The following is a 20,485-nucleotide window of genomic DNA, read 5'->3' on the forward strand; positions in this document are numbered from 1 at the left end:
ACGCCCGATCTGCCTGCGAAGACATGGCAGGACGGCGTCCCGCCACCCGATCGGGCGCCCCGACGCGCTCGTCAGCCTCGCAGCGCGGCGGTCGCCTCGTCGCTCGCGGCGCGAGCGGCAGCACGCAGGTCCCCGACCTGGGGACCGGCGCGCAGCACGCCACGCGACGACGACGCGAGCACCTGTCGGCGGGCGCGACCGAAGACGGCGGCCAGCTCGGTCGGTCCAGCGCCCTGGGCACCGACGCCCGGCGCCAGGAGCGGTCCGCGCACGGCTTCGAGGTCCACCCCGGCGCGCTCGGCCGCGTCGCCGACGGTCGCGCCCACGACGAGACCGACGGACCCCAGCACGGACGCGTCCGCGTTGAGGGCCGCCGCACGCGCGGCCATCGTCGCAGCGACGGTCACGCCGTCCTCCGTCCGTGCGTGCTGCACCTCGTGACCCTCCTTGTTGGAGGTCAGGCACAGGACGAACAGGCCGCGTCCCGTCGCCAGCGCTGCGTCGACGGCGGGGTCCAGCGAGCCGAAGCCGAGGTACGGCGAGACCGTCAGCGCGTCGCCCGCGAGCGGCGAGCCGTCGCGCAGGAAGGCGTCCGCGTACGCGCCCATGGTCGAACCGATGTCACCGCGCTTGGCGTCGACGACGACGAGCGTGCCCGTCTCGCGACCCGCGGCGACGACCTCCTCGAGCACCGCGAGCCCCGCCGAGCCGTGACGCTCGAAGAACGCCGCCTGCGGCTTGACGGCCGCGACCCTGCCCCCGACCGCGTCCATCACGGTCAGGGCGAACGACCGCAGACCCGCGGCGTCGTCGGTCAGGCCCCACTCGAGCAGGAGGCTCTCGTGCGGGTCGATGCCGACGCACAACGGCCCGTGCTCGTCCATCGCCGCCGCGAGCCGCGTGCCGAACGGTGCGATGCTCATGCGCCCACCGCCTCGCGACGAGCCTGGGCTGCGACGTCGTGCTCCTGCAGGCTCGTGACGTCGAACGGCCCGGCCTGCGCGGCCTCGATCGCCTGCACGGCTGCCCCGAGCTGCTGCACGGTGGTGATCATCGCCTTGTCCGCCGCGACGGTCGCCGCACGGATCTCGTAGCCGTCGGCCCGCGCGCCCTGCCCGGACGGGGTGTTGACGACGAGGTCGACGCTCCCCTCGACGATGAGGTCGACGATCGTCGGCTCCCCCGCGTCGCCGCGACCCGACGAGTGCTTGCGCACGACGGTGGACCGGATTCCCGAGCGGTGCAGCACCGCTGCGGTTCCCTCGGTCGCAAGGATCTCGAACCCGAGCTCTGCGAGCCGCTTGACGGGGAACACGATCGAGCGCTTGTCCCGGTCGGCGACCGAGATGAACGCACGTCCCGTCGCGGGCAGACCGCCGAACGCGGCGTCCTGCGACTTGGCGAACGCCGTCGGGAAGTCCGCGTCGAACCCCATGACCTCGCCGGTCGAGCGCATCTCCGGTCCGAGGACCGTGTCGACGACGTGCCCGTCGGCGGTGCGGAACCGCTTGAACGGGAGCACCGCCTCCTTGACGGCGATCGGCGCGTCGAGGTCGAGCACGCTCGCGTCCTGCTGGGGCAGGATCCCCTGCTCGCGCAGGTCGGCGATCGTGTGCCCCGCCATGACCAGTGCGGCGGCCTTGGCGAGCGACACCCCCGTCGCCTTGGAGACGAACGGCACGGTACGCGAGGCGCGCGGGTTGGCCTCGAGCACGTAGAGCACGTCGCTGACCAGCGCGAACTGGATGTTGAGCAGGCCGTGGACCCCGACGCCCCGGGCGATCGCCTCGGTCGAGAGGCGGATGCGCTCGAGCTCGGCGAGCGAGAGCGTCACGGGCGGCAGCACGCACGCCGAGTCGCCGGAGTGGATGCCGGCCTCCTCGATGTGCTCCATGACGCCGCCGAGGAACAGCTCATGGCCGTCGAACAGCGCGTCGACGTCGATCTCGATCGCGTCGTCGAGGAAGCGGTCGATGAGCAGCGGGGGCAGCGTGCCGGCCTTGCCGCCGTCCGCGGCGTCGTCGAGCGCGCGCTGCACGTACTCCGTGAGCTGCGCGTCGCCGTAGACGATCTCCATGCCCCGGCCGCCCAGCACGTACGACGGGCGCACGAGCACCGGGAACCCGATCCGGTGCGCCGTGTCGCGCGCGCCGGCGAGCGTCGTCGCGGTGCCGAACGCCGGGGCCGGCAGGCCGGCCGCCTCGAGCACGCGGCCGAACTCGCCGCGGTCCTCCGCCGCGTCGATCGCGGCCGGGGACGTGCCGAGGATCGGCAGGCCGGCGTCCGCAAGGCGCTGCGCGAGCGACAGCGGCGTCTGGCCACCGAGCGTCACGATGAGCCCGGCCACCGGCCCGGCGGCGAGCTCCGCGGCGTACACCTCGAGCACGTCCTCGAACGTGAGCGGCTCGAAGTAGAGCCGGTCCGAGGTGTCGTAGTCGGTCGACACGGTCTCGGGGTTGCAGTTGACCATCACGGTCTCGAACTCGCCCTTGAGCGCGAGCGCGGCGTGCACGCACGAGTAGTCGAACTCGATGCCCTGGCCGATGCGGTTGGGTCCCGAGCCGAGGATGAGGATCGCGGGCCGCGTGCGCGGCTCGACCTCGGTCTCCTCGTCGTACGACGAGTAGTGGTACGGCGTGCTGGCGGCGAACTCGGCGGCGCACGTGTCGACCGTCTTGTAGACCGGCCGTAGGCCGACGGCGTGGCGCGTCGAGCGCACGGCGTCCTCCGTGGTCCCCCGCAGCTGCGCGACCTGCGCGTCGGACAGGCCGTGGCGCTTGGCGTGGGCCAGGACCTCACGCGTGAGGGCGGGCGCGTCCTTGGTCGCGGCGGCGACCTCGTTGATGAGCTCGATCTGGTCGAGGAACCACGGGTCGATGCCCGTGATCTCGTAGACGCGGTCGACCCCGGCTCCCCCGCGCAGCGCCTGCTGGACGTCGATCAGGCGACCCTCGGTGGGGCGGCCGATCGTCCCGAGCAGCGCGTCGAGCGCCTCCCCGGACGGCGTCGGGCCGTCCCAGTGGAAGACCGAGCCCTTCTTGTCGATCGACCGCATCGCCTTGCCGAGCGCCTCGGTGAAGTTGCGGCCCAGGGCCATGGCCTCGCCGACCGACTTCATGGTCGTCGTGAGCGTGTCGTCGGCCGCCGGGAACTTCTCGAACGCGAACCGCGGGACCTTCACCACGACGTAGTCGAGCGTCGGCTCGAACGACGCGGGCGTCGAGCCGCCCGTGATGTCGTTGGGGATCTCGTCGAGCGTGTAGCCGACGGCGAGCTTCGCGGCGATCTTGGCGATGGGGAAGCCGGTCGCCTTCGACGCCAGCGCGGACGAGCGAGACACACGCGGGTTCATCTCGATGACGACGACGCGGCCCGTGGTCGGCTCGACCGCGAACTGGATGTTGCAGCCACCGGTGTCGACGCCGACCTCGCGGATGACCGCGATGCCGATGTCGCGCAGCCTCTGGTACTCGCGGTCCGTGAGCGTGAGCGCGGGCGCCACCGTGACGCTGTCACCGGTGTGGACGCCGACCGGGTCGACGTTCTCGATCGAGCAGACGACCACGACGTTGTCGTGCTTGTCGCGCATGAGCTCGAGCTCGTACTCCTTCCACCCGAGGATCGACTCCTCGAGGAGCACCTCGGTGGTCGGCGAGTAGTGCAGGCCCTGGCCGACGATGCGGCGCAGGTCGGTCTCGTCGTACGCGATGCCGGAGCCGAGGCCGCCCATCGTGAACGACGGGCGGACGACCACCGGGTAGCCCAGGTCCTCGACCGCGGCGAGCGCGTCGTCGATCGTGTGCACGATCGCCGAGCGGGCCGACTCGCCGCCGCAGACGTCGACCACCTGCTTGAACTGCTCGCGGTCCTCGCCCTTCTGGATCGCGGGGATGTTCGCGCCGATGAGCTCGACGTCGTACTTCGCGAGCACGCCGGCCTCGTCGAGCGCGATCGCCGCGTTGAGAGCCGTCTGGCCACCCAGGGTCGGCAGGATCGCGTCGGGACGCTCCTTGGCGATGATCGACGTCAGGACCTCGGTCGTGATCGGCTCGACGTACGTCGCGTCGGCGAACTCGGGGTCGGTCATGATCGTCGCGGGGTTCGAGTTCACGAGGACGACCCGCAGGCCCTCCTCCTTGAGCACACGGCACGCCTGCGTGCCCGAGTAGTCGAACTCGCACGCCTGGCCGATGACGATCGGGCCTGACCCGATGACCAGGACGCTGGAGATGTCTGTGCGGCGCGGCATCAGGCGGCACCCTTCTTGTTCTCGTTCATGAGGTCGACGAAGCGGTCGAAGAGGTAGGCGGCGTCGTGCGGGCCTGCGGCGGCCTCCGGGTGGTACTGCACCGAGAAGGCCGGCAGGTCGAGCGCGCGCAGCCCCTCGACGACGTCGTCGTTGAGGTCGACGTGGCTCACGACGACGCGGCCGTAGCGACCGCCGTCGTGCGGTGCGACGGACTCGCCGTCGAGGGGCGCGTCCACGGCGAACCCGTGGTTGTGCGCCGTGATCTCGACCTTGCCGGTCGCCCGGTCCATGACCGGCTGGTTCACGCCGCGGTGGCCGTAGCCCAGCTTGTAGGTGCCGTACCCGAGCGCCCGGCCCAGGAGCTGGTTGCCGTAGCAGATGCCGAAGAACGGCACCTTGCGGTCGAGCACGCCGCGCAGCAGCTCGATCTCGTGCGTGGCGGCCGCGGGGTCACCCGGCCCGTTGGAGAAGAACACCCCGTCGGGCTCGACGGCGAGGACGTCGTCGAGGGTCGCGGTCGCGGGCAGCACGTGCACGCGGATGCCGCGCTCGGCCATGCGCTGGGGCGTCATGGCCTTGATGCCCAGGTCGATCGCCGCGACGGTGGCCACCGGGTCCGCGAGGGGCCCGCCGTCGGCGTCGAGCGCGTCGACGACGTACGCCTCGTCGGTCGACACCTCGCCCGCCAGGTCGGCGCCGGCCATCGCCGGGGCCCCCTGCACGCGCTGCACGAGCTCGTCGGTCGGTGCGAGCGCGTCGCCCGAGAAGATGCCTGCGCGCATCACGCCGCGCTCGCGCAGGTGCCGCGTCAGCGCACGCGTGTCGATGTCGCTGATGCCGACGACGCCCTGCGCCACGAGCTCCTCGTCGAGCGTGCGCGACGCGCGCCAGCTCGAGGACCGGCGCGCGGGGTCGCGCACGACGTACCCGGCGACCCAGATGCGCCCCGACTCCGGGTCCTCGTCGTTGACACCGGTGTTGCCGACGTGCGGCGCCGTCATGACGACGATCTGGCGGTGGTACGAGGGGTCGGTCAGCGTCTCCTGGTAGCCGGTCATGCCGGTGTTGAAGACGATCTCGCCGAGCGTCTGCCCGGTGGCTCCGTAGGTCCGGCCCGCGAAGGTGCGGCCGTCCTCCAGGACGAGCACTGCGTCGCTCATGGTCACTGCTCCTTCTCGCCGTCGTCCGTCGTCCCGGGCTGCGCGACCGCACGGTCCGTCAGCCCCTGCACCGCCTGCACCAGCAGCTCGCGGTCGTGCGCGTGCCGCGGCCGCAGGCCGGTGTCGATCCCTCGTCGTTCCTGCGGGTCGGGCTGCCACGTGAGCACCACGAGCCCCTCCCCGCCGACGACCTTGCCCGCGATCCCCGGCCCGAGCGCCGCGCCGCGCACCGTCGCCGCGGGCACGTACACGTCGTGCGCGCCGGTACGGGCGATCAGCACGCCCTCGTCGTGCACGCTCACTGATGCGGGGCTGCGGGTGCCGAGGTCACGCGCGACCACGCGGTCGAGCCAGTCGCCCGAGCGCGTCGTGGACACGTACGTCGCCTCGATCGGCCCGAGCCGAGCGGGTCCGAGGTCCACGGGGACGGCGGGCAGCTCGCGCACCGCGTCCTGCGTGGCACGTCCGCGGTGCTGCCAGCCCTTCCACATGCCCCACCACGCGAGCGCGACGAGCACCACGAGCCCCGCGACCGATGCAGCCTGCCCACCCGTCACGGGCGCACCACGCCCTCGGCCAGCGGTGACCAGTCGCACGAGGCACCGTCGAGCACGGTCGCGCGACCGCGCAGGAAGGTGGAGACCACGCAGCCGGACAGCTCGCGCCCGCGGAACGGAGAGTTCACCGACTTGGTCGCCTGGTCCGCGGGGTTCACGACGCGTCGTGCGGCGGGGTCGACGAGCACGAGGTTGGCCGGCTCCCCGACGGCGATCGCACGCCCGTGGCCGTCGACGCGACCGATGCGCGCCGGCGCCTCCGAGAGCACGCGTGCGACGTCACGCCACGTCAGGCGACCGGTGTCGACCATCGTCTCCTGCACCACGGAGAGCGCCGTCTCCAGCCCCGTCATGCCGAACGCCGCGGCGGCCCACTCGCAGTCCTTGTCCTCGCGCGTGTGCGGCGCGTGGTCGGTCGCGACGATGTCGATCGTGCCGTCGGCGAGCCCCTCGCGGACGGCCTCGACGTCGCGCATCGTGCGCAGCGGCGGGTTGACCTTGAACGTCGGGTCGTAGCCACGGGCGAGCTCGTCGGTGAGCATCAGGTGGTGCGGGGTGACCTCCGCGGTCACGTCGATGCCGCGTGACTTCGCCCACCGGATGATCTCGACCGAGCCCGCGGTCGACAGGTGGCACACGTGCAGGCGCGAGCCGACGTGCTCGGCAAGCAGCACGTCGCGCGCGATGATCGCCTCCTCGGCGACCGCGGGCCAGCCCGCGAGACCGAGCTCGGCGGACACCACGCCCTCGTGCATCTGCGCGCCCTCGGTCAGGCGCGGCTCCTGCGCGTGCTGCGCGACCACGCCGTCGAACGCCTTGACGTACTCGAGCGCGCGCCGCATCACCACGGGGTCGTGCACGCACTTCCCGTCGTCCGAGAACACCCGCACGCGTGCCTGCGACTCGGCCATGGCACCCAGCTCCGCGAGCCGCTCGCCCTCGAGGCCCACCGTCACGGCACCCACGGGGTGGACGTCGACCCAGCCCGCCTCGCGGCCCAGCCGCCACACCTGCTCGACGACGCCCGCCGTGTCCTGCGTCGGGGTGGTGTTCGCCATCGCGTGCACCGCGGTGAAGCCGCCCATGGCCGCCGCGCGCGTGCCCGAGGAGATCGTCTCGGCGTCCTCCCGGCCCGGCTCGCGCAGGTGGGTGTGCAGGTCGACGAGCCCGGGCAGCAGCACGAGACCGCGGCCGTCGATCTCGACGACGTCGTCGCCGCGCTCGAGACCCGTGCCGATCGCGGCGATCTCGCCGTCCGCGAGCAGGACGTCGACGGGGCTCTCGCCGTAGGGCGCCACCTGGCGCAGGAGGTACTGCCGGCTCACTGGTCCACCTTCGTCTCGTCGCTGTCGTGCCTCTGCTCGCCCGCCAGCAGCAGGTAGAGCACCGCCATCCGCACCGCCACGCCGTTCGCCACCTGCTCGACGATCACGGCGCGCGGCGAGTCGGCCGCGTCGGCCGAGATCTCGAGCCCGCGGTTCATCGGCCCCGGGTGCAGGACGATCGCGTGCTCGGGCAGCGCCGCGAGGCGGCGCGCGTCCAGCCCGTAGCCGCGGGTGTACTCGAGCGGGCTGGGGAAGAACCCACCGCCCGCGCTCGACATCCGCTCGCGCTGGACGCGCAGCATCATGATCGCGTCGGGCTTGGACCCGACCACCTCGTCCAGGTGGTAGGACACCTCGGCGGGCCACGACTGGACCCCGACCGGCAGGAGCGTGGGCGGCGCGACGAGCGTCACCTCGGCTCCCAGCGTGTGCAGCAGCTGCACGTTGGAGCGCGCCACGCGGCTGTGCAGCACGTCGCCGACGATCGCCACGCGCAGACCCGCGAGGTCTCGGCCGCTCGCGTCGCCCGGGCCTGTGAGGTGCCGGCGCAGCGTGTACGCGTCGAGCAGCGCCTGCGTGGGGTGCTGGTGCGTGCCGTCGCCCGCGTTCACCACCGCGCCGCTGGTCCAACCCGACGCCGCGAGCGTGTGGGGTGCGCCGCTCGCGTGGTGCCGGATCACGACCGCGTCGGCACCCATCGCCTGCAGCGTCAGCGCGGTGTCCTTGAGCGACTCGCCCTTGGAGACGCTCGACCCCTTGGCGGAGAAGTTGATGACGTCCGCCGAGAGCCGCTTGGCGGCGGTCTCGAACGAGATGCGCGTGCGGGTCGAGTCCTCGAAGAACAGGTTGACGACCGTGCGCCCGCGCAGCGTCGGGAGCTTCTTGATCTCGCGTGACTGGGTCGCCGCCATCTGTCCCGCGGTGTCGAGGATCCGCACCGCCTCGGTGCGCGAGAGGTCACCGGTCGAGAGCAGGTGCTTCATCGCGATCCCCCGTCGATCAGCACGGCGTCGCGGCCGTCGGTCTCGGTGAGCAGCACGCGCACCCGTTCGGTCGTCGAGGTCGGCAGGTTCTTGCCGACGAAGTCGGCGCGGATCGGCAGCTCGCGGTGGCCCCGGTCGACGAGCGCGGCCAGCTGGACCGCGCGCGGCCTGCCCAGGTCGGAGATCGCGTCGAGAGCCGCCCTGATCGTGCGACCGGAGTACAGGACGTCGTCGACGAGCACCACGACGCGGCCGTCGAGGCCGCCGGCGGGGACGTCGGTCGAGCCGATGCTGCGCGTCGGGTGCTGGTGCAGGTCGTCGCGGTACATCGTGACGTCGAGGCTGCCGACGAGCGCGTCGGCGTCGAGCGAGGGCTCGACGGACACGAGGCGGTCGGCCAGCCGGTGCGCGAGCGGCAGCCCGCGGGTCGGGATGCCGAGCAGCACCACGTCGGCGCCGCCCTTGTTCCGTTCGAGGATCTCGTGCGCGATGCGGGTGAGGGCGCGCGCGATCTCCGCGGGACCCAGGACCACGTTCGCGTCGGGAGAGGCGTCCTGGCCGGGAGGGCGGGGGGCGACGGCGTCGTCGCCGACCGGCTGGCCGGACGCGGGCACGGCTGTGCTCATGTAGCTGCTCCTTCCCCGCCTCACAGGACGGGAGTTAAAGGACTGCTGTTCGCCGCCCACCCTACCGTCGTCGGCGCACCACGGCCGCGCGTCGGGCTGCGACATCCCTCACGTCGGCTGGCGAGCGACGACGACCGTCCCGTCGACGTCGTCGTCCTCGACGACGCGCGCCCGCAGCCCGGCGGCGTGCGCGACCGCGAGGGTCGCGGCGGACTGCGCGCGGCTGGTCTCGACCACCACGGTCCCGCCCGGTGCGAGCCACCGCCGTGCGTCCGCGAGCACGCGGCGGTGCAGGTCCAGCCCGTCGTCGCCGCCGTCGAGCGCGATGCGGTGCTCGTGGTCGCGTGCCTCGGCCGGCATGAGCGGCACGTGCGCGGTCGGGACGTACGGGGCGTTGACCGCGACCGCGTCGACACGACCGAGCAACGCCGACGGCAGGGCATCGAACAGGTCGCCCTCGTGCACGTCGTCCGGCCCGAGGTTCCGACGTGCGCACGCGACCGCCACCGGGTCGACGTCCGCCGCGTGCACCACGGCGCCCGGGACCCTGGTGCGCAGGGCGAGGCCGATCGCACCCGTCCCGCAGCACAGGTCGACGACGAGCGGTGCGGCGACGTCGCGCAGCGCGTGGAGGACCTCGCGCACGACGAGCTCGGTGCGCAGCCGCGGGACGAACACCCCGGGCGCGACGAGCACACGCAGACCGTCGAACCGCGCCCACCCGAGCACCTGCTCGAGCGGCTCCCCCGCGACGCGACGAGCGACGAGCGCCGCGAGGTCGTCGTGCGGCTCGGCGAGCAGCTCGTCGGCCTCGTCCTCCGCGAAGACGCAGCCCGCTGCACGCAGCCGCGCCACGAGGGCGTCCCTGTCCATCACCCGATCCTCGCGCACGTCACCCGGTTGCCACGTCAGGTCGGGAGGTCTGCGCGCCGATGTCCTGTTCGTGCTCGGAACGGTGCCGACGTGGGTCACGGTGGTCCAGCTGCTCGTGGCTGGGCTCGTCGCCGGCTTCTGCCTGCTCCAGTGGATCTGGTGGCGCGGCGAGGAACGGCCCACGGGCGCGGTCTGGGCGATGACGTGGTGCGCGGACATCGTGCTGATGCTGCTCGTCGGCGGCCTGTTCGCGTTCACGTCCCCCGGTCCGGTCCAGGACGTCGCGCAGTTCGCCCACACCCAGCTCGTCGCGGTGTTCCTCGTGCTGGCCATCCCCACGACGCGCGCGCTCGGGGGCGGCCCCGCGCCGCGCGGCTGGCTCGCGGCGTGCACGGTCCTCATCGCGGCCAACGCGTTCCTGTGGTGGTGGCCGCCGACCACCCCCCGTGGGCGCGACCACGCGGTCGTGGTCACCGGCGTCCTCGTCGCCGTGGCGCTCGTCGTGATCACGTACGTCGCCGCCGCGATCGGCCCGCAGAAGGTGTCGAGGCTGGGCGCGCTGCTGGTCCTCGCGGGGGCCGAGTCGATCGCGATGCTGACCGCGGGCGGCCTGGTGCCCGACGACACGTTCAGCGCGATGCTCACCGCGCTGTGGTCGGTGCCTCTCGGGTTCGGCCTCGGCAGCGTCGCCCTCGTCCGGCTCCGGCAGGCCCAGCACGTGTCACGCCGTCGTCGGGCCATGCGGGACGCGCTCGCTCGGCTCGCCAACGCCGCGTGGTTCGTGCGGGACGCCGACAGCCTGCTCGTGCGCGCACGCGACGAGGCCCGCTCGGTGCTCGGGGACGACCTCGTCGAGGGCTCGCTGCGCCCGATCTCCCACGGACGCTTCGTCACCGAGCTCTTCTCGCCCGCGGTCACGGGTCCGCTCGAGCGCACGTTCCTCGTCGACCTCGCGCAGGTCGTCTCCGCGGCGGCCGAACGCTACGCGCTGACCGAGAGCCTCGAGCGCACGGCCTACACCGACACGCTGACCCGGCTGCCCAACCGCCGCGCCGTCGAGCAGCACCTGCGTGACGTGGTGGAGCGCGCCAACGTCGAGCGCACGCGGGTCTCCCTGGTCTACTGCGACCTCGACGGCTTCAAGCGCTTCAACGACCTGCACGGGCACGAAGGCGGCGACGGGGTGCTGGTCCGCGTCGGCGAGCACCTGCGTGCGCTCGCTGCGGGCGACGACGACAGGTTCGTCGGACGCCTCGGCGGCGACGAGTTCGTCGTGGTGATCGCGCGTGCGCCCGACGACGTCGCGCTCGTGCACCTCGCGCGCTCGCTGCGTGACGGGTTCGTCGACCGCACCGTCGGCGCGCGGCCTGCCCGCCTGTCCGTCGGCGTGGCGACGTGGACCCCCGGTGACGTGATCGACCCCGACGCGCTCATGCGCCACGCGGACCTCGCGATGCTCGAGGCCAAGCGGTCCCGGTCGGGCTTCCGGGTGTACGACCGCGCGCTGCGCCGGCGCGTGGAGGCCAGCCACTACCAACGCGCTGCGCTCGAGGCCGCCGTCACCGACGAGCACTTCACCGCGTACTTCCAGCCCGTCGTCGACGCCCGAACGCTCGAGGTGCTGCAGGTCGAGACCCTCGCGCGCTGGGACGACCACGGGCAGCTGCTCCTGCCGTCGGACTGGCTCGAGCTCGCCGAGGAGACCGGCCTGATCGTGCCGATCGGGCTCTCGATGCTGTCGCAGGCGCGGCGTGCCCTCGAGCGGTTCCAGATCCCCGTCGCGGTCAACCTCGCCGCACGCCAGCTCGCCGAGCCGGACGCGCTCGAGCAGATCGAGGCCGCGTGGGGCGACGCGTACTGGGAGCACCTGACGCTCGAGATCACCGAGTCGGCCCTGGTACGCACCGGTCCCGCGATCCCGCTGCTGTCCGAGCTGCGCGCACGCGGTGCCCGGATCGCGGTCGACGACTTCGGCACGGGGTACTCCTCGCTCGCCCGGCTGTCCCGGTTGCCCGTCGACGTCCTGAAGATCGACCGCTCGTTCGTGCGTGAGGTACGCACCGACCGCGGCGCATCCGTCATCCGCGCGATCCTCGAGCTCGCGCACGTCCACGGCCTCGACGTCGTGGCCGAGGGCGTCGAGTCCTCCCCCGACCTTGCTCGGCTCGTCGAGCTCGGTGTCCGGCGCGTGCAGGGCAACTTCCTCGGCAGGGCCGCGCCGACCCTCCCGGTGCGCGGGCCGCGCCCGGGCGGGCCCGAGTGGCACGCGGCGCAGCGCACCCTGCGCGTCGTCCCGACGCAGCCGAGGGGACCTGAGACCGGCCCCGTCACCGTCGTGCCGCACCTCGCCTGAGGACCTCCGCGTCGCCCGTGGGACGACGAAGGGCGCCCCGCTCGTGAGCGGGGCGCCCTTCGTACGTCGGACGGCGAGCCGTCAGGCCAGCAGCGTCGGCTTCAGGTCGACGATGCGGCCCAGGAGACCGTTCACGAAGCTCGGTGAGTCGTCGGTCGACAGCGCACGCGCCAGCTCGACCGCCTCGTCCACGGCGACCGCGTCGGGCACGTCGTCGTTGAACAGGATCTCCCACGTGCCGAGGCGCAGCAGCGCCCGGTCGACCGCGGGCATCCGGTCGATCGTCCAGCCCTGCGCATGCGTCGCGAGCAGCTCGTCGATGCGCTCCGCGTGGGCGACGACGCCCTCGACGAGCTCGACCGAGTACTGCGGCAGCGCCGCCTCGGTGCCGGGCTCGGCGATGCGCTGCGCGAGCAGCGTCACGGGCTCGATGCCGCGCTGGTCGGCCTCGAACAGGACGTCGACGGCCCGCTTGCGGGCCTTCGTGCGAGCTCCCACGTCAGTCGTTCACGCGGCCCAGGTACGACCCGTCGCGCGTGTCGACCTTGACCTTGGTGTTCGACTCGAGGAAGAGCGGGACCTGGATCTCGTAGCCCGTCTCGAGCGTTGCGGGCTTGGTGCCGGCCGACGAGCGGTCGCCCTGCAGACCGGGCTCGGTGTAGGTCACCTCGAGGACGACCGACGGCGGGAGCTCGACGTAGAGCGGGACGCCCTCGTTCGTCGCGACCAGCGCGCTCTGGTTCTCGAGCATGAAGTTCGCGGCGTCGCCCACCGTCGCGGCGGGGACGTGGATCTGGTCGTACGTGTCCGTGTCCATGAACACGAAGTCGTCGCCGTCCTTGTACAGGTACTGGTAGTCGCGCTTGTCGACGTTCGCCGTCTCGACCTTGATGCCGGCGTTGAAGGTGCGGTCGACGACCTTGCCGCTGAGCACGTTCTTCAGCTTGGTGCGCACGAACGCGCCACCCTTGCCGGGCTTGACGTGCTGGAACTCGATGACGGTCCAGAGCTGGCCGTCGATGCGCAGGACGGTGCCGTTCTTCAGGTCGTTCGTGGTGGCCACGGTGGGTCGCTTCCTGTCGTCGTCATGGGGCCCGTGCGGGCGGGCCGGCGGTCTCGTCCGGCGCGCCACGAGCTGCGGACGCCGGGCCGAAGGTGCGCTGCGCGGCGAGACCGAGGTCGGGTGCCGGCGCGCGGGCCGCCGACCATCGTACCTGCAGCCGCACCTGTAATGCTCAGGGCACGGCTGCTCAGGGCGCGGCTGCTCAGCGCCTTGCTGCTCACGCCAGCAGCGCGCGGGCGCCGATGCCGATGCCGGCCGCCCACACCAGCGAGGCGAGCGTGCCGATCACGAACCGCTCGGACGCGCCCGGGTTCTCCTTCAGCTCGGGGAAGCGTCCCAGGCCCTTGATGGCGACGACGGCCGCGATGCCCGCCGGCTCGTCGACGAGCACGCACATCGTCACGGCGAAGCGCTCGAGGATGCCGATCCACGTGCCGCCACGCAGTGCCGCGAGGGCCTGCGGGCTCTCGGGGCCGTCGATGCGCCGCGCAGCCTCGGGCCCCTCACGGTCGTCACCGGGACCGTCGCGGTGCGGCGCGTGCGGCACGTGCGGCACGTGCGGCCCGGTGCTCGGCGCACCGGCGTCCGACGACCGCGACGCGAGGCGTAGCACGCCCCGCACAGCGGGCCACCCGCCCAGGGCGGACAGGACCAGTGCGAGCACGACGACGATGACGGTCACGGATGACCTTCCTGGAGGCGGGACGCGTTCGCGCGAGGGGTGCGACCACTGCGGACGATCGTGGCGGAGACCACCGACACGATCCACCCGACACCCCGGCGCAAGCGGTCGGAGCGTGGTCAGACGGTCGCGTGCGCCGTCCCCTGCGCGAGGGTCAGCAGCCGCACGGCCGCCGAGCGGGCCGCCTGCTCCTCGGCCCACAACGCGGTGCGGAGCCGCTGGCTCACCGCCTGCTGGGAGATGCCGAGACGCGCGGCGGCATCCTCCTGCCGCGCATCGGGTCCCGCACCCGCGACCGCCGCGACGGCCTGCTCACCCGCCGCGGAGCGCCGTTCGACGGTCGCCGCGACGAGCACGAGCACCGCCTCGGCGTCGCGGCCCGCCCCGTCGTCGGCCCCGCGCACCGCGACGGGGACCGACCGCGTGCGCACCTTGGCGGCCTCCACCGCGGCGCGCGCGAGCACGAACGCCGGACCGGACCCGGCACGCGTGCTCGTCGGGAGCGGGTGGTCGACCGGTCCTGCACCGATGCCCACCGACCAGCCGCCCTCGCGCAGCACGTCGAGCGCGACGCGGACGGCGAGCCCGGCGTCGTCGAGCACTGCTTGCACCTCGTCCCCCACGGTCCGCTCGAAGCCGAGCACGAGGCCGTCGGCCCGCGTGCCGGCACGCCAGGGGCGTAGCGTTCCGTCGACGAGCTCGTCGACACGGTCGCGTCCGCGTCGGGAACCCTTCTGGTCGATCGTCAGGACGAACATGCCACAAGTGTGCAACCTTGTGTCTGACTGCACAAGCTCTAAGGCTTGTTCACTTCCGGACCTCACGTTCGTGAGAGCTCGGGCGACTGCTGGGTGATGAGTACCAGACAGCTCTTCGAGGACGTGGTCGCCACGCACGGCGCGACGGTGCTGCGCGTCTGCCGAGCAGTCCTCGGCCCGCACGCCGATGCCGACGACGCGTGGTCCGAGACGTTCCTGTCCGCCTTGCGCGCGTACCCGGACCTGCCCGCCGGCACCAACATCGAGGCGTGGCTCGTGACGGTCGCCCACCGCCGGTCGGTGGACGTGCTGCGCGGCCGTGCACGACGAGCGGCGCCCGTCGCCGCCGTCCCCGACACGCCGCACGGGGACGCCGACCCCGAGGTCGACCTGTGGGCCGCGCTCGCCACCCTGCCGGACAAGCAGCGGCGGGCCGTCGCGTACCACCACCTCGGCGGCCTGCCCTACGCCGACGTCGCCGAGCTCCTCGGTGGCACGCCCGAGGCCGCACGACGCGCGGCCGCCGACGGCATCGCCCGCCTGCGCACGCACGGGCTGCTCGCCGACGACACTTCCACCGACACGCGCGGAGGACACCGATGAACCTCACCGACCTGACGGCACCCGGCCCCCACGAGCTCGCCGCCCTGCACGCCCGACTCGAGCAGGCGGCTGCGGACGCCGACCTGCTCGACGTCGCCTACCGCACGCTCGACACGCCTGTCGGGACGCTCCTGCTCGCGGCGACACCCGTGGGGCTCGTCCGCGTCGCCTACGAGCGCGAGGGGCTCGACGAGGTCCTCGCACAGCTCGCGGCACGCCTCAGCCCTCGCGTGCTGCGCGCACCCGCCAGGCTCGACGACACCGCGCGCGAGCTCGACGAGTACTTCGCCGGGCGACGACGTGAGTTCGACGTCCCGCTCGACCGCTCGTTGTCCACCGGGTTCCGGGGCGAGGTCCAGCGCAGCCTGCCGCTCGTCGGGTTCGGCACGACGGCCACCTACGCGCAGGTCGCGGCCCTCGCGGGCCGACCGGCTGCGGTGCGCGCGGTGGGGACCGCGTGCGCCACGAACCCGCTGCCGGTCGTCGTGCCCTGCCACCGCGTGCTGCGTTCCGACGGCGCTCTCGGCGGCTACGTCGGCGGGACCGACGCGAAGGCTGCGCTCCTCGCGCTCGAGGGCGCCGCCGCCTGACGTCACCCCGCGAGCGCGCGCCGGTGCGCCCGGGCGGTCCACCGCCCGTCCGTGCGCTCGACACGGATGGGGTGCTCGAAGGCCGTCGAGACGGTCTCGGTGGTCACCGCCGCGTCGATCGGCCCGCTCGCGACCAGGCGACCGTGCGCGATCAGCAGTGCGTGCGTGGTGGACTCGGGCAGCTCCTCGAGGTGGTGCGTGACCAGCACCGTCGCCATGTCCCGGGCCGACCGGGCGAGCTCCGCGATGGTCTCGAGGAGCTGCTCGCGCGCCGCGACGTCGAGCCCGGTCGTCGGCTCGTCCAGCAGCAGCAGCCGGGGTTCGCCCGCGAGCGCTCGAGCGATGAGGGCGCGGCCGCGCTCGCCCTGGGACAACGTCGGCCACACCGCGTCGGCGAGCGCGTCGAGACCCAGCTCGGCGACGAGCTCGTCGACACGTGCGAGCTGCACGGGGTCGGGCCGCCACCGCATCGGCAGCTCGATGCTCCCGGTGACCCCCGTGAGCACCACCTCGCGCACGGTGAGCGGCGAGCGCAGCGGATGGCGCGGGTTGACGTGCCCGATGTCGCGACGCAGCGCGGCGAGCTCGACGCGCCCGAGCCGGCGGCCCAGGACCTCGACGGTGCCGCTCGTCGGGTGCGTCACGGCACCGCAGAAGCCGAGGATCGTGCTCTTGCCCGCGCCGTTGGGTCCGAGCAGCGCCCAGTGCTCGCCCGAGCGCACGGTGAGGTCGATGCCGTCGAGGATCTGCGTGCTGCCGCGGCGGAACGTCACGTCGCGGAGCTCGAGGACGGGTGCGGTCACGTCAGTCGCTCCTTGAGGGCGGTCAGGTGCGTGCGGCTCAGCCGGGCGGCACGCTCGGGGTCGCGGTCGGCGACGGCGTCGACGAGCTCGCGGTGGGCCTCGTGGTCGGCCTCGTCGTCGACCGGGCGGATGCGCAGCATGGTGACCATCGCGGCGCGTACGCGCGGCACGAAGCCGTCGAACAGCTCCGCGAGCACCTCGTTGTGCGCGGCGGCGACGACGCGGCGGTGGAGCTCGGTGTCGGCGTCGACGTGCTGCTCGACGGTCGCGTGGGCCCGGCCCCGCGCGTCGAGCGCGCGGCGCAGCGCACGCAGGTCGGCCGGCGTCCGGCGGACGGCGGCGAGCGCGGCGGCTTCGGACTCGATCGCGACCCGCGCCTCGACGACCTCGACGATCCCGACGCGGCGGAGCACGGCGTCCCAGTCCTCGGGGACGTCGAGCGCCGTCACGAAGACCCCCGCGCCCTGGCGGGACTGCAGCACTCCGCGCCCCGCGAGCTGACGGATCGCCTCCCGCACCGTCGAGCGACCGACACCGAGCTGCGGAGCGAGCGTCGTCTCCCCTGGGAGCCGCTCACCGAGCGCCCACTCCCCTGCGACGATGCGGCCGAGCAGGACCTCGGCGGCCTGGTCGGCGAGGGACGCACCCCGGACCGGTATCACCCTTCACTCCTCTACTTGTCTGAGGAGTGAAGCCTATCCCACGAAGCGCTGCGATCCCAGGAGCGTCACGAGCCGCAGCTGGTCGTCGGCCTCGGAGCGCGGGGGCGCCGAGAGCACCAGCAACGCCTGCGAGCGGTCCTCGGTGAACAGCACCTGGCAGTCCAGCTCGATCCGGCCGACCTCCGGGTGCACGAGCACCTTGTGGTCCTCGAACCGGGTCGCTACCTCGGTGCGCGCCCACAACCGCGCGAACTCCTCGCTGCGGGCGGTCAGCGTCCGGACCAGCTCGCCCGCGCGCGAGCGCGGCCCCTGGGTCCCGTGGGCCACGCGCAGCGCCGCGACCCGGGCGCGTCCCTGCCGCTCGCGGTCCTCGGGCGGGTAGACGGCACGCTCGACCTCGGGCAGCAGGAACCAGCGGTACACCCCGCTGCGCTCGAGTCCCGCATACCCGGTCTGGTCCCCCAGCAGCGCGACGGAGGCCGCGTTCTGCGCGAGCGTCTCGTCGAGGTCGGAGATGATCAGCGCGGGCGTGCCGTCGAGCCGGTCCAGGACTCGCAGCAGCGCCGGCGCGACGTGCGGTGCCCCGCTCGCACGGTCGGGCACGTGCTGGCCCGCGACGCGGTAGAGGTAGTCGCGCTCGTCGAGCGTGAGACGCAGAGCACGGGCCAGCGACGCGAGCATCTGCGTGCTGGGCTGTGGCCCACGCTGCTGCTCCAGGCGCGTGTAGTAGTCCGTGGACATCGTCGCGAGCTGTGCGACCTCCTCGCGCCGCAGCCCGGGTGCGCGCCGGCGGAGCCCGGGAGGCAGCCCGACGTCCGACGGGCGCAGGAGCTCCCGGTGCCGGCGGAGGAACTGGGCGAGGGCGGCGCGGTCCATGGCTCCAGCATCCGCGACTGCCCGCGTCCGGACCAGGGACCGCCGGTCCCCCGATGTGCGCTGCCCTGGTTGCCTGCGCTCTCGGCACCGAGGCTCGGGGCATGCAGATCACCGGACGCACCATCTTCATCCCTGGCGCGACGAGCGGCATCGGCCTGACCCTCGCCGTCGCGCTCCAGCACGAGGGGAACACCGTCGTCGTCGGCGGCCGACGGGCAGACCGCTTGCGGGCGATCGCCGACGAGCACGGCCTCGGCACCGTGCAGATCGACACCGCGGACCCCGCGAGCATCGCGACCGCCGCGCAGGAGGTCCTGACGAGGCACCCGGACCTCGACGTCGTCGTGGCGATGGCGGGCATCATGCGCGCCGAGGACTGGCGCAGCCCGTCGGGGTTCCTCGCGACCGCGCAGGAGACCGTCGTGACCAACCTGCTCGGCCCGATCCGCCTCGTCGGCGCCTTCGTCGAGCACCTCCTGCAGCGCCCCGCGGCGACGATCGTGACCGTGTCGTCGGGCCTCGCGTTCGCGCCGCTCGCCGTCACCCCCACCTACAACGCGACCAAGGCCGCGATCCACATGCTGAGCGAGTCCCTGCGGCTGCAGCTCGCGGGGACCTCGGTCGAGGTCGTCGAGCTCGAGCCGCCCGCGGTCCGCACCGAGCTCATGCCCGGCCACGAGACCAACGACGCCGCGATGCCGCTCGACGAGTTCGTCGACGAGGTCATGCACATCCTGCGCACCACGCCGGACGTGACCGAGGTGCAGGTCGAGCGCGTCAAGTTCCTGCGGTACGGCGAGGCGCGCGGGGACTACGACGAGGTGGTGCGGGTTCTCAACGCGCAGGACCCGCACGGGAGATGACACGCCGCGCGGCCCGTCGCGCCCACGTGGCGGGCCACGCACCTCTCGGTGCCCCGGGCATGGAACCATGTGCGCCATGACCGACATCACGCGCTCCGTGCGCACGCGGGCCGGTCGCTTCGTGACGACGCGACTCGGCCGCCGCTTCCCCCGTTCCCTCGGCGTGGGCCGCCACCAGCGCCTGCTCGACCGGTTCACCGTGCGCGAGGACCTGCTGCTGCGTCCCGACGGCTCCGTCCCCCTGGTCTGGTGGGACAACCACGTCAACTTCGGCGACCTCCTGTCGCCGTGGCTGCTGCGCAAGATGACCGGCCGCGAGGTGACGCTCGCGACGAAGGACGAGCCCGCGTACGTCGCTGTCGGCTCGATCCTCGGCCGCGCGGGCGACCAGTCGATCGTCTGGGGCACCGGCTCGTTCGGCACCGAGGCCGGCGCGCGCGTCACGCCGCACGCCCGGTACACCGCCGTGCGCGGTCCGCTGACGCGGGCCAAGGTGCTGCACGCCAAGGGCCGCTGCCCCGAGGTCTACGGCGACCCGGCGCTCCTCGCCCCGCTGTACTACCTCCCCGACATCAAGCCCACCTACGAGGTCGGCGTCATCGTGCGCTGGTCCGAGCGCTCGTGGGCCGAGGCCGAGGTGGGCCCCGGGGTGCGCGTCATCGACTACGGCTCGGGCGACATCGAACGCGTCATCGACGAGATGCTCACGTGCAAGCGCATCGTGACGTCGTCGCTGCACGGGTTGATCGTGTCCGACGCGTACGGCATCCCGAGCGCGTGGCTCGCGTCGGGCACCCCGCGCGGCGGCGAGTTCAAGTTCCACGACTACTTCGCGTCGGTCCGCAAGCACCGCTACCCCGTGCGGTTCGACCCGGCGGCCCAGCCGCTCACGGTCGAGGTGCTCAAGGAGGCGTTCACGTTCGACGCGCGGCCGATCACGTTCAACTACGCGAAGCTGCTGCGCGCGGCGCCGTTCCTCAAGTCGAAGAACTGACACTTTCGTCGTGTTGCTTGCGTGATCGACTTCATCGACGTGCTCGGCCGGGTGCTCGGCGACTTCCGCGGCACCCCGGTCGAGCACGCCGGTCCGCACATCGTCGTTCTCGACCCGAGGCAGCCCGAGGCTGCCGCACCCTTCGTCGCTGACCCTGCCTCGTGGACCTTGCCAGGCTCGTACGAGCTGCGCCCTCTGCTCGTCGTCGGGCAGAACGTCACGGCCCTCGACGAAGTCGCCGACGACTGCGACCGCGCGCTCGTCGAGATCGCCTCGATCCTTCAGGACTTCGTCGCAGACGAGACGGGCAGGCCGTGGCCGTGCGTCGACACGCAGAAGGGGCGGACCGTGCTCGAGGCCGCACTCGTCGACGGCCACGCTCGGTGGACCTCCCGCGGTGAGCCCTGGTGTGGCATCGGTGCCCTCAACGATCGCGACTGATCTGACGGCGGCGCGACCTGCGCG

The 20,485-nt window shown here is 73.1% G+C and carries 21 protein-coding genes; 6 read left to right on the forward strand and 15 right to left on the reverse strand.

The window, feature by feature from the left end; all coding sequences use genetic code 11:
• Window positions 1–71: 71 nt before the first annotated feature.
• The 8 genes from pyrF to AW16_RS0100900 all read right to left on the reverse strand — a co-directional run bounded on the left by pyrF (window position 72) and on the right by AW16_RS0100900 (window position 9,773).
• Window positions 72–923 (reverse strand): orotidine-5'-phosphate decarboxylase, encoded by an 852-nt coding sequence (gene pyrF, locus AW16_RS0100865; protein WP_029287316.1) that lies wholly within the window; start codon window positions 921–923, stop codon window positions 72–74.
• The gene (gene carB, locus AW16_RS0100870; protein WP_029287317.1) at window positions 920–4,249 is read right to left on the reverse strand and encodes a carbamoyl-phosphate synthase large subunit; all 3,330 of its coding nucleotides are present in this window, start codon (window positions 4,247–4,249) and stop codon (window positions 920–922) included. The genes pyrF and carB overlap by 4 nt, the downstream gene beginning before the upstream one ends.
• Window positions 4,249–5,409: a glutamine-hydrolyzing carbamoyl-phosphate synthase small subunit gene (gene carA, locus AW16_RS0100875; RefSeq protein ID WP_029287319.1), complete on the reverse strand. Its 1,161-nt coding sequence runs from the start codon at window positions 5,407–5,409 to the stop codon at window positions 4,249–4,251. The genes carB and carA overlap by 1 nt, the downstream gene beginning before the upstream one ends.
• Window positions 5,410–5,411: 2 nt before the next feature.
• On the reverse strand, window positions 5,412–5,966 hold the full coding sequence (locus tag AW16_RS0100880; RefSeq protein ID WP_029287321.1) for a hypothetical protein: 555 nt from the start codon (window positions 5,964–5,966) through the stop codon (window positions 5,412–5,414).
• On the reverse strand, window positions 5,963–7,291 hold the full coding sequence (locus AW16_RS0100885) for a dihydroorotase (protein ID WP_034647873.1): 1,329 nt from the start codon (window positions 7,289–7,291) through the stop codon (window positions 5,963–5,965). Before AW16_RS0100885 ends, AW16_RS0100880 begins: the two co-directional genes overlap by 4 nt.
• Window positions 7,288–8,274 (reverse strand): aspartate carbamoyltransferase catalytic subunit, encoded by a 987-nt coding sequence (locus AW16_RS0100890; RefSeq protein ID WP_029287324.1) that lies wholly within the window; start codon window positions 8,272–8,274, stop codon window positions 7,288–7,290. The genes AW16_RS0100885 and AW16_RS0100890 overlap by 4 nt, the downstream gene beginning before the upstream one ends.
• Window positions 8,271–8,900, reverse strand: a complete 630-nt coding sequence (pyrR, locus tag AW16_RS0100895; protein WP_029287326.1) for a bifunctional pyr operon transcriptional regulator/uracil phosphoribosyltransferase PyrR — start codon at window positions 8,898–8,900, stop codon at window positions 8,271–8,273. The genes AW16_RS0100890 and pyrR overlap by 4 nt, the downstream gene beginning before the upstream one ends.
• 108 nt (window positions 8,901–9,008) lie before the next feature.
• Complete coding sequence (locus tag AW16_RS0100900) at window positions 9,009–9,773, reverse strand: putative protein N(5)-glutamine methyltransferase (protein ID WP_156044002.1); 765 nt, start codon at window positions 9,771–9,773, stop codon at window positions 9,009–9,011.
• A gap of 70 nt (window positions 9,774–9,843) precedes the next feature.
• Here AW16_RS0100900 and AW16_RS0100905 point away from each other — a divergent pair, with 70 nt between their 5' ends.
• Window positions 9,844–12,126, forward strand: coding sequence for a bifunctional diguanylate cyclase/phosphodiesterase (locus AW16_RS0100905; RefSeq protein WP_231495903.1), 2,283 nt, complete (start codon window positions 9,844–9,846; stop codon window positions 12,124–12,126).
• Between the two features lie 81 nt (window positions 12,127–12,207).
• On the opposite strand, the gene nusB is transcribed toward AW16_RS0100905, so the two are convergent.
• The 4 genes from nusB to AW16_RS0100930 all read right to left on the reverse strand — a co-directional run bounded on the left by nusB (window position 12,208) and on the right by AW16_RS0100930 (window position 14,629).
• Window positions 12,208–12,624: a transcription antitermination factor NusB gene (nusB, locus tag AW16_RS0100910; RefSeq protein ID WP_029287330.1), complete on the reverse strand. Its 417-nt coding sequence runs from the start codon at window positions 12,622–12,624 to the stop codon at window positions 12,208–12,210.
• A 1-nt stretch (window position 12,625) separates the two neighbouring features.
• Window positions 12,626–13,189 carry an elongation factor P gene (gene efp / locus AW16_RS0100915; protein WP_029287331.1) on the reverse strand — a complete coding sequence of 188 codons (564 nt, stop codon included), beginning with the start codon at window positions 13,187–13,189 and terminating at the stop codon, window positions 12,626–12,628.
• A 217-nt stretch (window positions 13,190–13,406) separates the two neighbouring features.
• On the reverse strand, window positions 13,407–13,871 hold the full coding sequence (locus tag AW16_RS0100925; RefSeq protein WP_029287335.1) for a hypothetical protein: 465 nt from the start codon (window positions 13,869–13,871) through the stop codon (window positions 13,407–13,409).
• Window positions 13,872–13,990: 119 nt separating this feature from the next.
• Complete coding sequence (locus AW16_RS0100930; RefSeq protein WP_034647876.1) at window positions 13,991–14,629, reverse strand: hypothetical protein; 639 nt, start codon at window positions 14,627–14,629, stop codon at window positions 13,991–13,993.
• Window positions 14,630–14,725: 96 nt separating this feature from the next.
• Here AW16_RS0100930 and AW16_RS0100935 point away from each other — a divergent pair, with 96 nt between their 5' ends.
• Window positions 14,726–15,232 (forward strand): RNA polymerase sigma factor, encoded by a 507-nt coding sequence (locus AW16_RS0100935; protein WP_029287338.1) that lies wholly within the window; start codon window positions 14,726–14,728, stop codon window positions 15,230–15,232.
• Entirely contained in the window at window positions 15,229–15,822 is a 594-nt protein-coding gene (locus tag AW16_RS0100940) for a methylated-DNA--[protein]-cysteine S-methyltransferase (protein ID WP_029287340.1), read from the forward strand. Before AW16_RS0100935 ends, AW16_RS0100940 begins: the two co-directional genes overlap by 4 nt.
• 2 nt (window positions 15,823–15,824) lie before the next feature.
• On the opposite strand, the gene AW16_RS0100945 is transcribed toward AW16_RS0100940, so the two are convergent.
• Genes AW16_RS0100945 through AW16_RS0100955 form a run of 3 tightly spaced genes read right to left on the reverse strand, consistent with a single transcriptional unit; the run spans window position 15,825 to window position 18,163 of the window.
• Window positions 15,825–16,625, reverse strand: coding sequence for an ABC transporter ATP-binding protein (locus tag AW16_RS0100945; protein ID WP_029287342.1), 801 nt, complete (start codon window positions 16,623–16,625; stop codon window positions 15,825–15,827).
• Window positions 16,622–17,287 (reverse strand): FadR/GntR family transcriptional regulator, encoded by a 666-nt coding sequence (locus tag AW16_RS0100950; protein ID WP_029287344.1) that lies wholly within the window; start codon window positions 17,285–17,287, stop codon window positions 16,622–16,624. The genes AW16_RS0100945 and AW16_RS0100950 overlap by 4 nt, the downstream gene beginning before the upstream one ends.
• 33 nt (window positions 17,288–17,320) lie before the next feature.
• Window positions 17,321–18,163 carry a helix-turn-helix transcriptional regulator gene (locus AW16_RS0100955; protein WP_029287345.1) on the reverse strand — a complete coding sequence of 281 codons (843 nt, stop codon included), beginning with the start codon at window positions 18,161–18,163 and terminating at the stop codon, window positions 17,321–17,323.
• Between the two features lie 101 nt (window positions 18,164–18,264).
• Between AW16_RS0100955 and AW16_RS0100960 the strand changes: the two genes are divergently transcribed.
• From AW16_RS0100960 to AW16_RS0100970, 3 genes are all read left to right on the forward strand, one after another.
• Entirely contained in the window at window positions 18,265–19,026 is a 762-nt protein-coding gene (locus tag AW16_RS0100960; RefSeq protein ID WP_029287347.1) for an SDR family oxidoreductase, read from the forward strand.
• Window positions 19,027–19,102: 76 nt separating this feature from the next.
• A complete protein-coding gene (locus AW16_RS17405; protein WP_051681546.1) occupies window positions 19,103–20,020 on the forward strand; it encodes a polysaccharide pyruvyl transferase family protein in 918 nt (305 codons plus the stop codon).
• Between the two features lie 21 nt (window positions 20,021–20,041).
• Window positions 20,042–20,461, forward strand: a complete 420-nt coding sequence (locus AW16_RS0100970) for a hypothetical protein (protein ID WP_029287351.1) — start codon at window positions 20,042–20,044, stop codon at window positions 20,459–20,461.
• Window positions 20,462–20,485: the final 24 nt, after the last annotated feature.

Source organism: Cellulomonas sp. HZM (assembly GCF_000708885.1).
Classification (GTDB): Bacteria; Actinomycetota; Actinomycetes; order Actinomycetales; family Cellulomonadaceae; genus Cellulomonas.

Excerpts from the sequence above, each read along its gene's own strand:
- pyrF (WP_029287316.1), bottom strand. The coding sequence starts at position 923 with ATGAGCATCGCACCGTTCGGCACGCGGCTCGCGGCGGCGATGGACGAG.
- carB (WP_029287317.1), bottom strand. The coding sequence starts at position 4,249 with ATGCCGCGCCGCACAGACATCTCCAGCGTCCTGGTCATCGGGTCAGGC.
- carA (WP_029287319.1), bottom strand. The coding sequence starts at position 5,409 with ATGAGCGACGCAGTGCTCGTCCTGGAGGACGGCCGCACCTTCGCGGGC.
- AW16_RS0100890 (WP_029287324.1), bottom strand. The coding sequence starts at position 8,274 with ATGAAGCACCTGCTCTCGACCGGTGACCTCTCGCGCACCGAGGCGGTG.
- pyrR (WP_029287326.1), bottom strand. The coding sequence starts at position 8,900 with ATGAGCACAGCCGTGCCCGCGTCCGGCCAGCCGGTCGGCGACGACGCC.
- AW16_RS0100900 (WP_156044002.1), bottom strand. The coding sequence starts at position 9,773 with ATGGACAGGGACGCCCTCGTGGCGCGGCTGCGTGCAGCGGGCTGCGTC.
- AW16_RS0100930 (WP_034647876.1), bottom strand. The coding sequence starts at position 14,629 with ATGTTCGTCCTGACGATCGACCAGAAGGGTTCCCGACGCGGACGCGAC.
- AW16_RS0100935 (WP_029287338.1), top strand. The coding sequence starts at position 14,726 with ATGAGTACCAGACAGCTCTTCGAGGACGTGGTCGCCACGCACGGCGCG.
- AW16_RS0100940 (WP_029287340.1), top strand. The coding sequence starts at position 15,229 with ATGAACCTCACCGACCTGACGGCACCCGGCCCCCACGAGCTCGCCGCC.
- AW16_RS0100955 (WP_029287345.1), bottom strand. The coding sequence starts at position 18,163 with ATGGACCGCGCCGCCCTCGCCCAGTTCCTCCGCCGGCACCGGGAGCTC.
- AW16_RS0100960 (WP_029287347.1), top strand. The coding sequence starts at position 18,265 with ATGCAGATCACCGGACGCACCATCTTCATCCCTGGCGCGACGAGCGGC.
- AW16_RS17405 (WP_051681546.1), top strand. The coding sequence starts at position 19,103 with ATGACCGACATCACGCGCTCCGTGCGCACGCGGGCCGGTCGCTTCGTG.